This window comes from Komagataeibacter kakiaceti JCM 25156, from assembly GCF_000613305.1.
In genome coordinates this window covers 1-10070 of record NZ_BAIO01000053.1, presented here as the reverse complement: position 1 = coordinate 10070, position 10070 = coordinate 1, and the positions used below count along the sequence as shown (strand labels likewise).

Annotated in this window: 7 protein-coding genes and 2 pseudogenes; 3 read left to right on the top strand and 6 right to left on the bottom strand. The window is 58.3% G+C overall.

Annotated elements, in window-relative coordinates:
- On the top strand, positions 1-670 hold a 670-nt coding region (locus JCM25156_RS05540), incomplete at its 5' end, for an MsnO8 family LLM class oxidoreductase (protein ID WP_025812409.1).
- Between the two features lie 198 nt (positions 671-868).
- On the opposite strand, the pseudogene JCM25156_RS21820 reads toward JCM25156_RS05540, so the two are convergent.
- The 4 genes and pseudogenes from JCM25156_RS21820 to JCM25156_RS05520 form a co-directional block, all read right to left on the bottom strand.
- Positions 869-1743: pseudogene (locus JCM25156_RS21820) on the bottom strand (nucleoside hydrolase).
- A 204-nt stretch (positions 1744-1947) separates the two neighbouring features.
- Positions 1948-3182 (bottom strand): annotated as a pseudogene (locus JCM25156_RS21815) (NupC/NupG family nucleoside CNT transporter).
- Between the two features lie 114 nt (positions 3183-3296).
- The gene (locus tag JCM25156_RS05525) at positions 3297-4352 is read right to left on the bottom strand and encodes an NAD(P)-dependent alcohol dehydrogenase (RefSeq protein WP_025812408.1); all 1056 of its coding nucleotides are present in this window, start codon (positions 4350-4352) and stop codon (positions 3297-3299) included.
- A 162-nt stretch (positions 4353-4514) separates the two neighbouring features.
- Positions 4515-4859, bottom strand: a complete 345-nt coding sequence (locus JCM25156_RS05520) for a DUF952 domain-containing protein (protein WP_025812407.1) — start codon at positions 4857-4859, stop codon at positions 4515-4517.
- A gap of 199 nt (positions 4860-5058) precedes the next feature.
- On the opposite strand from JCM25156_RS05520, the gene JCM25156_RS05515 reads away from it, so the two are divergent.
- Both JCM25156_RS05515 and JCM25156_RS05510 read left to right on the top strand, forming a co-directional pair.
- Positions 5059-6513 (top strand): hypothetical protein, encoded by a 1455-nt coding sequence (locus JCM25156_RS05515; RefSeq protein WP_199898825.1) that lies wholly within the window; start codon positions 5059-5061, stop codon positions 6511-6513.
- The gene (locus tag JCM25156_RS05510; RefSeq protein WP_084296454.1) at positions 6510-7541 is read left to right on the top strand and encodes a glycosyltransferase family 2 protein; all 1032 of its coding nucleotides are present in this window, start codon (positions 6510-6512) and stop codon (positions 7539-7541) included. Before JCM25156_RS05515 ends, JCM25156_RS05510 begins: the two co-directional genes overlap by 4 nt.
- A 707-nt stretch (positions 7542-8248) precedes the next feature.
- On the opposite strand, the gene JCM25156_RS28675 is transcribed toward JCM25156_RS05510, so the two are convergent.
- Both JCM25156_RS28675 and JCM25156_RS05495 read right to left on the bottom strand, forming a co-directional pair.
- Positions 8249-8524 (bottom strand): hypothetical protein, encoded by a 276-nt coding sequence (locus tag JCM25156_RS28675; RefSeq protein WP_025812404.1) that lies wholly within the window; start codon positions 8522-8524, stop codon positions 8249-8251.
- Between the two features lie 776 nt (positions 8525-9300).
- Positions 9301-10070, bottom strand: a 770-nt coding sequence (locus tag JCM25156_RS05495) for an aldehyde dehydrogenase family protein (RefSeq protein ID WP_025812403.1), incomplete at its 5' end; no start/stop codon positions are given.

Genomic DNA, 10070 nt, shown 5'->3' with positions numbered 1-10070 from the left:
CACGGCCCGCGCCCTGCGCCGCGACCCGGACGCCCCGGACCGTTTCGCGCAGGATGTGGTGGAACTGCTCGATTATTTCGAACCGCTGGACGAGACCGATACCCACCGGGTGCGCGCCATACCCGGCGCGGGGCTGCGCGTGCCGGTATGGCTACTGGGATCATCGCTGTTTTCCGCCGTTCTGGCCGCGCGTCTGGGCCTGCCTTATGCCTTCGCATCACATTTCGCGCCCGCGCAGATGGAAGATGCGATCACGCTCTATCGCGCGCGCTTTGAGCCATCCGAACGCTGCCCGAAGCCCCATGTCATGCTGAGTGTCAATATCATCGCGGCGGATGACGCGGAGGAGGGGCGGCATCTGGCCACATCCCTCCAGCAATATTTCATTGCCCTGCGCCGTGGCCGCCCCATCGCCTTCCCGCCGCCGCTGGAAAAGGGGGCCACACCATGGACAACGGGCGAGCAGGCCATGCTGGAACAGACGCTGGCCTTTACCTTCGCCGGGTCAACCCGCACGATCGCCCCGCGCCTGAAGGATTTCATCAACCGCTACCGGCCCGATGAACTGCTGGCCGCGGTGCCGATTCATGATCACGCGCAGCGCCGCCACGCGCTTGAACTCACGGCGGAAATGGCCGCACTGCCCGACTGGGATGAAGGCGGAGGCTGAACACCGGCGTTACTGCCTGTCGATGACCCTTTCGGATAAGCCATCGCGCAAATCCTGACACGTTTTTGGTGATGCTTTTTTCAAACAGCTTCAGGAAACGCCGCCTTTTTGAAAAAAAGGCGGCACCCAAAAACTTTTATATTTTTATATCAATAAGTTATGCGCACACAGCTTCTGAATGACGGCGGCAACCCGGCGCTAGGGCAGGCGGCCAGATGCTCCAGCACAAGTCCATAGCCCCTCATCATCCACTTCCCGCAGGAACAGCGCATTGGGCGGGCGGTCCGTGACCCGCCACCAGTCAACCGCCGTCGCCCCCTGCATGAGCGCGCTGCCCACCTCGACCGAGACATTGACCTCACGCCCGGCGAACAGGTCGGGGGCCAATAGCCAGCCAATCGTGCACGGATCATGCAAGGGCGCGCCGTCCCAGCCATATTTGGCAGATCGAACCGCTCCGAAAAACCGAGCATGGCGGCAGCGGCCTGCGCGCATTGCCCCGGCATGGCCCGCAGCCGCGCCAGACGCCGGGCCGAGATGAGAAAACGGTGCGTGACATCCAGCGGCACAAGCGTAAGCGCCGCCCCGCTGCGCAATACGATATCCGCCGCGTCGGGATCGGCGAACATGTTGAATTCGGCGCTGGGGGTGATATTGCCCCCTTCCGAATACGCCCCGCCCATGGAAACGACCCGCGCCACCCGCCGGGCAATGTCAGGGGCCTTCACCACCGCCATGGCCAGATTTGTCATCGGCCCCAACGTCACCACCGTAATGCTGCCCGGCGGGTGCGCCCGGATGGTCTCGATCAGGAAATCCACGCCATGCGTGGCCTGTGCCCGCAACGTGGGGGCGGGCAGGGCGGGGCCATCCATGCCCGTGCGCCCATGCACATGCGCCGCTGTAATCGGCACACGCCGCAGCGGGCGCGCACAGCCCGCGTAAACCCCTATGTCCCGCCGCTGCGCCAGCTCCAGTATCCGGCATGCATTGACGGTGGTCTGCTCCACCGACACATTGCCCGCCACGGTGACCAGCCCCAGAACATCCAGTTGGGGGGCAGCAAGCGCCAGCATGATGGCGATGGCGTCATCCTGGCCGGGGTCGGTGTCGATAATGATCCTGCGCACGGTGGCTGCCATCCTGATCTGGTAAAAAAACGCCTGGAAACTATCTGAAAACAGATGATTGATAAAAAACAGCGAAAGTTTTCGGGTGCCGCCTTTTTTCAAAAAGGCGGTGTTTCCTGAAGCCGCACCCAAAAACTCCCATCCGGTTTACGGGATGATGATACCGGCAATGGCCGCACCCGTCAGGTTCGACAGCACGCCCGCCAGCACCGCGCGAGCACTCTGACGCGCCACTTCCTCCCGCCGGTCGGGGCACTGGCTGCCAAACGCGGCCACAAGTATCCCGATCGAACTCAGATTGGCAAAACCACACAGCGCGAAGGAAACAATCGCCACCGCCCGGTGCGACAGCCGCCCCGCCTGTATCGCGGCCCCCAGATGCACATAGGCCACGAACTCGTTCACCACCACCTTCAGCCCCAGCGCGGCCCCCACCGCGCCACATTCCGCCGCCGGTACCCCCAGCAGCCATGCCAGCGGCGAAAAAAGCAGCCCCATGCCATATTCAAGCGACAGGCCGGGGAAGCCGATACCACCCCCGATCCAGCCCAGCAGGCCATTGACCAGCGCGATCAGCCCGATGCACGCAACCAGCATGGCCGCCACCGCCAGCGCCGTGTGCGCGCCCCGGAGCGCGCCCTCCATCACGGCCTCGAAAAACGCGCGATGATAGGCGTTACGTCCCGCCTCCAGCGGGCTGAGGGCGCTTCCGGGGCCGCGCGGCTCCAGAATCTTGCCAAACATCAGGCCGCCGGGGATGGCCATGAACGACGCCGCGACCAGATAATCCGCCGGAATTCCCAACCCGATATACCCCACCAGCGTCGCGCCGGAGACCGAAGCCGTGCCGCTGCACAGGACGCTGAACAGTTCCGTGCGCGCCATACCGGCCAGATAAGGCCCAAGGGCCACCGGCAATTCACTCTGCCCCACGAAAATGGTGATGATCGCGCCAAACGATTCCACCGGCGATGTGCCCAGCAAAGCTGCAACCCCCGCCCGAACAGCCGCGCGAAAGCCTGCATGACGCCGTAATGGTAGAGAATGGCGATCAGGGCGCTGACATAGACCAGCGAAGGCAGGACCTGAAAGGCGAAGATATAGCCGCCATCGGGAAAGAGCGCGCGCATATGCGGCCCCACCAGCGGACCGAACAGGAACCGCGCGCCTTCATCTCCATAGGACAGCAGGCCCGTCACCAGCCCCGAGACCGTGCGCAGTACATCCTGCCCCAGCGGCACGCGCAGCACGCCAACCCCGATGGCCACCTGCAACAGCAGGCACGCCCCGATAACGCGCGGGCGGATATGCCTGCGATCCGTGGAAAAGACGATGCCGATGCATACCAGAAGTATTATGCCGATACATCCACGGATATGCATGCAACACCCTTGAGAAAACGGTCCCGGCGACCATTTTCCCTACGATATCCGTTGGATTATCGCAACATCACCCCAGTCGGGGGCGCGGCGCCCGGCCCATGCCCCCGGCCCGTATCAGGCCGCGGCCGGCAGGGTCGCCATGTCGATCACGAAGCGGTATTTCACATCGGAGCGCAGCATGCGGGCATAGGCGGTCTCGATCTCGTCCATGCGGATCATCTCGATATCGGCGGTGATGCCATGCTCACCACAGAAATCAAGCATTTCCTGCGTTTCGGGAATACCGCCGATCAGGGAGCCACTGAAGTTGCGCCGCTTCATAAGCAGGCTGAACACCGAGACCGGCAACGGATTTTCCGGCGCGCCAACCTGCACCAGCGTCCCGTCGCGCCGGAGCAGGTCGAGATAGGCATTGATGTCATGATCGGCCGCGACGGCATCGAGAATAAAGTCAAAACGGCCGCGTTCCTTGGCCATCGCCGCCGGATCCTTTGACAGCACGACCTCATGCGCGCCCAGGCGCAGCCCGTCCGCCACCTTGCTGGCCGATGTCGTGAACAGCACCACCTGCGCGCCAAACGCACGGGCAAATTTCACCCCCATATGCCCAAGCCCGCCCAGGCCCACGATCCCGACGCGCTGCCCCGGCCCGACCTTCCAGTTCCGTAACGGGGAATAGGTGGTGATCCCCGCGCAGAGCAACGGAGCGACGGCGGCGGGATCGAGCGTTTCGGGCACCTTGAGCACAAAGGCCTGATCCACCACGACCGCGCGGGAATAGCCGCCATAGGTAATTCCGCGCCCCTGCCGGTCCTCGCCATTATAGGTGCCGACAAAGCCCTGTTCGCAATACTGCTCCAGCCCCGTGCGGCAACTGGGGCATTCACGGCAGGAATCGACCATGCAGCCGACCCCCACCAGATCGCCCGCCCGGAACCGGGTCACGGCGGCCCCGACCTCTTTCACACGGCCCACGATTTCATGCCCCGGCACGCACGGAAAAATCGTATTGTGCCATTCGTTGCGGGCCTGATGCAGGTCGGAATGGCAGACGCCGCAGTACAGGATTTCGATGCACACATCCTGCGGCCCGGTGTCACGGCGCTCCAGCGTCATGGGGGCCAGACGGGCATCGGCAGCCGTCGCCGCATAACCTACACATAAAAACATATCATTCTCCATTTCTCTGGTACGCCGCGACCGCGCGCCGCCATACAACGCCGGTATTCTGAACAGGCGCAGGGCAGGGATGTCGAGGGGGCGACCCTGCCGCTCCAGCAACCGTGATGCGCAGGGCCCCAGACACCTTTGGCGTTTTTTACCAATCGGCTTCTAGACCGGCAGCTGCACGCTCCCATCCGCATTGCGGTTGATGGGACCGCTGGCCACGACAGCCCCGATGGGCAGGGCCGCATAAAGATGTGGAAAAAGCTGGCCACCGCGCGAAGGCTCCCATCGCACGGCGGCGGGATCAAGCAGCCCCAGATCGACCGCCACCAGCACAAGGCCGGTCTGCCCGCTGAAATGCCTGTCCAGCGTGCCGGTCACCTGCATGGCGTCGGACAGGTGAATGAACCCGTCCGCCACATCCACCGGGGAACCGGTGAAAGACCCCATGCGGGCAAAATGTTCATGCTCGGCTGCGGTGAGGATCTTGTAAACGATACGCTCGGTCATGGCACCCTATCCTGATCAGGGAACCAGAGTAGGACAATCCTGCCGCACATCCAACCACCCCGGCCCTGCCACGAACCGGGGGATTCGGACCGTCCGGATTATAACCGAATATACCGATATTGCGCCCGCTCAGGTTCCCTGATACGCAAACGCAAATCCATGCCGCAAGCTCTGTTGTAACATATTATATCAAAAGCGTATGAAAGATGCCGTTTTTATGAGTGTAATGAGATCCAGAATTCCATATTACACCTTTCTGGCATTTTGTGTAATATGGTATTGTGGAAATACTTTATTCTGGCATCACTCCCCCGTTAGTATGAAAATCGACGGGCTATCCCTGACATTCAACAGCATGATGGATCATCTTCTTCACGGCAGGTTCGATGTTGATCCTGATACCGTGGGAAAAGAGGGGTTCCTGCGGGATGGCCGGGTATATGCGTACTGGGGAATTTTCCCCGCCCTGCTGCGCCTGCCGTTGATTTTTTTGCCCAATGGCCTGCATATCGACATTACACGACTGTCCTGCGCCATGGCCGCGGTCCTCATGTTCTTCATTAATTACCGGACCGTCCGGTATATCGGACAATACGCGCTACAGAATTTGCCATGGATGAAGACACTGCTTCTGGTGGCGGTTTCATTCACGGGTGTGCAGATATGCTTCCTGCGTCCGTCCCTCTATCAGGAAGTCTGCCTGTGGTCCCTCGTTTTCGGCATGTGTTTTGTTCAATGGGCCGTGCGCGCAAGCCTTCAGCCACGGGAAACGCCAAAGGCCCTCATCTGGATGGCTGTCGCCTCGGTCCTGGCCCTGCTTACGCGTGTTTCGATGGGGATCGGGCTCTACGCCGCCGAGAGCCTGTTCGGCCTTCTGGTTTTATGGCGCTGCTGGCGCAATGTATCTGCCGGCGATACGGTCGTGCCACGGTCATGGTTGCGTTACTGCGCCATGGCCATCCTTATTCTGGTGGTCGGGGTCGCCCTTACGGCAGTCATCAATTTTGAACGCTGGGGCAATCCCCTCACATTCGCCAATTACAACCTGTATCTGTTCAACGCGGAATTTCCGGATCGTCTTGTACGCACGGCCCGGTATGGCCTGTTCAATGTGCAACGCATCCCGCTTGGGCTTCTGTATTTCTTTTTTCCTGTATGGGCATTCCAGAATGGAGAAGGACGCCTGTACTTTCAGGATGCATTTTCACGCCTTGTGGATGCGGCCGAACTTCCACCCAGCAGCTTCTTTCTGACGGACGGTTTTTTTATCTTACTGGGCGTTGTGTTCATAATATCCCTCATGAAACAGGGGCGGCAGGCATCAGGCGTCCGGGGGGCATCCGTTGCGATCATGGCGGGTCTCGCCATTCCTGCGGTCCTTATGCTCATGGCGATCAGCATGAATTTCCGTTACAGGGCGGAATTCTATCCCGTCATGCTCTACGCCGGATTTATGGGGGCTGTTTCCGTCGCCCGGAATTGCGATGACGGCAAACTGCTGAAATCAGTTTCCATATATCTTGTTGTCATGGGAGTTATTTCATCGCATTTCATTTTATTACTTTATGACTGGAGCAAACTCGGTCCGGCCAGCCATCTGATTCAACATGGCGTCGTAAATTACTACCTTTCTCATATCGGGCTAAACTCATGACCAAAACGTATCAATATGAAACTGATACGCTCACGCCACCCCGGCATTCATCCCGACGTTTGGGCGGTATTGAAGACGCGCGCGTGGCGGTCCTCATTCCATGCTATAATGAGGAGGTGACAATAGGCGATGTGGTCAGTGAGTTTACGCGCATTTTGCCCAGCGCCGATATTTATGTTTACGATAACAATTCCAGCGATAATACATCCGCGGTCGCAAAGCAGGCGGGCGCGATAGTACGCACCGAACTACGGCAGGGAAAAGGACATGTAATCCGCCGCATGTTCGCAGACATAGATGCTGACTTCTATGTTCTGATTGACGGAGACGCCACCTACGAAGTCGGTGCCGTGCACCGCATGCTGACGCTGGCCTCCGAGCAGAATCTGGATATGGTGACAGGACAGCGCGTAACTGACAGGCAGGCCGCCTATCGCAGTGGTCATGTTCTGGGCAACAAGCTTTTTACCAGCCTTGTCCGGTGCCTTTTTGGCCCCGGTTCCAAGGATATTTTCTCTGGCTATCGTATATTTTCAAAGCGTTTCGTTAAATCATTCCCCGCCCTGTCAACGGGGTTCGAGATCGAGACAGAATTTACCGTGCATGCCCTTACGCTGGCCATGCCGATAAACGAAGTCGAGACCATATACGTCGAAAGGCCAGAGGGCTCGGCCTCCAAGCTGAATACCTATCAGGACGGATTGCGGATCCTGATAGCGATCTTCAATCTCCTGCGGCGGGAGCGCCCGCTCATGTTTTTCAGTACGCTGGGTACGATCTTCATGATTGCCGGCATCGCGCTGGGAACGCCCATTGTCATGGAGTTCATCCGCACCGGATTTGTTCCTCGCCTGCCTACGGCTGTATTGGCAACCGGCCTGGAAACCCTGGCGGCACTGGCGTTCTGCTGTGGCCAGATTGTCGAGAACGTCGCCCTGGCAAGGCTGGAGGCCAAGCGGCTGAATTATCTCTCCTACCCCGCGCCACAGCATATCGGGCGACGGTTTGCATATGAACGAAAGTCCTGATTTTTTTTGCGGCGTCAGGGCGCACAAAGTGCAGCGCACGGCGATCACCCCGGCGGGATGGCCCAACAGTTCCCGCCGGATGCCTGCACATCAGAAGGGCGGATGATGATCACGACAGGAATTGTGTCATCATCGCATATCCGGAGCCGAAGCCAAACCCATACCGGACAGGGTAGGGCGTATGTCCGTTCCGTTGGCAGGGCCGGTCAATAACGGAGACTGACATTACAGTAGATTCCCGGCATGGCGCATTCCATCCGCGACCAGCCTTCAGCAAACGGCCCCAATTCTTAATAACGATTTTCAATATATATTACAGTTTCACACAATCATCACACTTGTTCAGCCGTGTTCCTGCTATGGCAATCCTGCCTGCGCTTTTGCGGGTTTTTTCAGAGGTTTCCGGATCATGGACAGAACATCTGATATCACTTCCGCCCCTCGCAAGGAGCCACATGAAGAATGGCGTGAAGCCCTGATTCAGGCATGGAAAAACAGGCGCGGCTATATCCGGTCACACGATACGGCATCTGTCGTTACAGATGAAGGATTCATATTTGATGAGCCTGATTTTTAAATAATTTGAATATATTATATTCATCTATAAATGTAATTTGTGATTCATTCGGTTACAAATGAAATATGAGGGTAGTCTTTATTTATTAAGGTTGCTATCTTATAGTCCGTTTCCTGATTGAGAAAATCAGTTATGTTAAAAGGATATTAATAAAATGAAAAAAGCACTGCTTTTTGCTGCGGCGCTCGGCCTTTCCCTGCCTGTTGTGGCCCATGCGGAAGACAACACCGAAACGCATCACGAAGGTGGGCACGGCCATCATCACAGCCGCAGCCATGGCGATCATGAGCGTGGTGACCGTGAACAGGGCAACCACGAACACGGTGATCGTGAACACGGTGACCGCGAGCAGGGCGATCATGAACATGGCGACCACGAACACGGTGACCATGAACACGACGATCACGCGCAGCAGTAATCTGCAAGCGTAAGAACCGTAAGAAAGGGCGTTCCTGACGGAGCGCCCTTTTTTTTGGAAAGTGCCCTCCAGACAGTCAAGATATACGGACTTACCGCCCCGTGTCGCCCATGCGAAAAATCGCTCGACACCCCATCGGCGCGAGAGATCTCGTTACCGTAGCCAGCGCGCTTTTTTGAAAAAAGCGGCGTGAAAAACTTCCTTGGGTTTTACGGAATGTCTTAAAGATGAGCTTTCTGTCGTAATCTGGCAGAATACCGTCCTTGCGGATCATCCGGCACGCCAATACAGTACGTAATTGCCTGACATGTCATCCATATCGGGATCAGACAGGCTCCACTTTCCGTAACCGCATTATCCTAACAGTTTCCATTTCGGCTTATGGAGACGATAAGGGACGCCGGGCCATATCTGACGCAATGCACTGGCCGTCACAATTGGCGTGATGCGATAGCTGACGCACAACAATCACCTGCCTCAACGCCATCAGCGTGCGTCCACAGGTTCCATTGAATGACACGCCGTGAAAACGACATGCCAGATATAGTGTCAGCCTTCATGCATCCAGAGATGGACGAGGTCTCGCAACCCGTTCTGGCCAAAGGCCGTAGCAGTAAAATCCTGCGCCAGACGATAGGGTTCAATAGCGTAAAAGGGGACGTGATCCACCTTACGCGTCCAACAGTCCGCACGATGACGCCGGATAACATGAGGGGCATGGCAGCTAGACGGCAACCATGCCCCGATCACATGTACCGACCGATTTATGCCGGGGTATGCACCAGCTTTTTATTGATGAATTCTTCAATCCCCAGCGAGGACAGTTCGCGGCCATAGCCCGAGTTCTTCACCCCACCAAACGGCAGGCCAGGCGCGGTCCAGGTTGAGCGGTTGATGAAGACCATGCCCGTTTCAATCTGGCTGGCCACCCGCTTGCCGCGTTCGATATCGGTCGTGATGACCGACCCGCCGAGGCCGTAGGGGGAGTCATTGGCCAGGTCGATCGCGGACTGTTCGTCCGGCACCCGGAAAATCATGGCGACAGGCGCGAAGAATTCCTGATGGAACACCGGGTTGTCGCGCTTGATGTTGTCAAGGATGGTCGCCTGCAGGAAATAGCCGGGACGATCAATGCGCTTACCGCCCGTCACCACATGCGCGCCATGCGCCACCGCGGTTTCGATCTGGTTCAGGACCAGTTTCAGCGCGCTTTCACTGCATAGCGGGCCAAGCGTGGTTTTTTCATCCATCGGGTCGCCCGGCACCAGCTTTTCAAGGGCTTCCTTGAAACGGGCCGTGAAGGCGTCGGCAATCTTTTCATGAACGATAAACCGCTTGGCGGCGACACAGCACTGCCCCGTATTGTTCATCCGGCCCCAGACCGCCCACTTGACCGCAACATCCAGATCGGCGTCATCCAGCACGACAAAGGCATCGCTGCCGCCAAGCTCCATGGTGCTTTTCTTCAGCGCGCTGCCGGCTTCGGCGGCCACGGCCTTCCCCGCGCGTTCGCTACCGGTCAGCGCAACGCCGC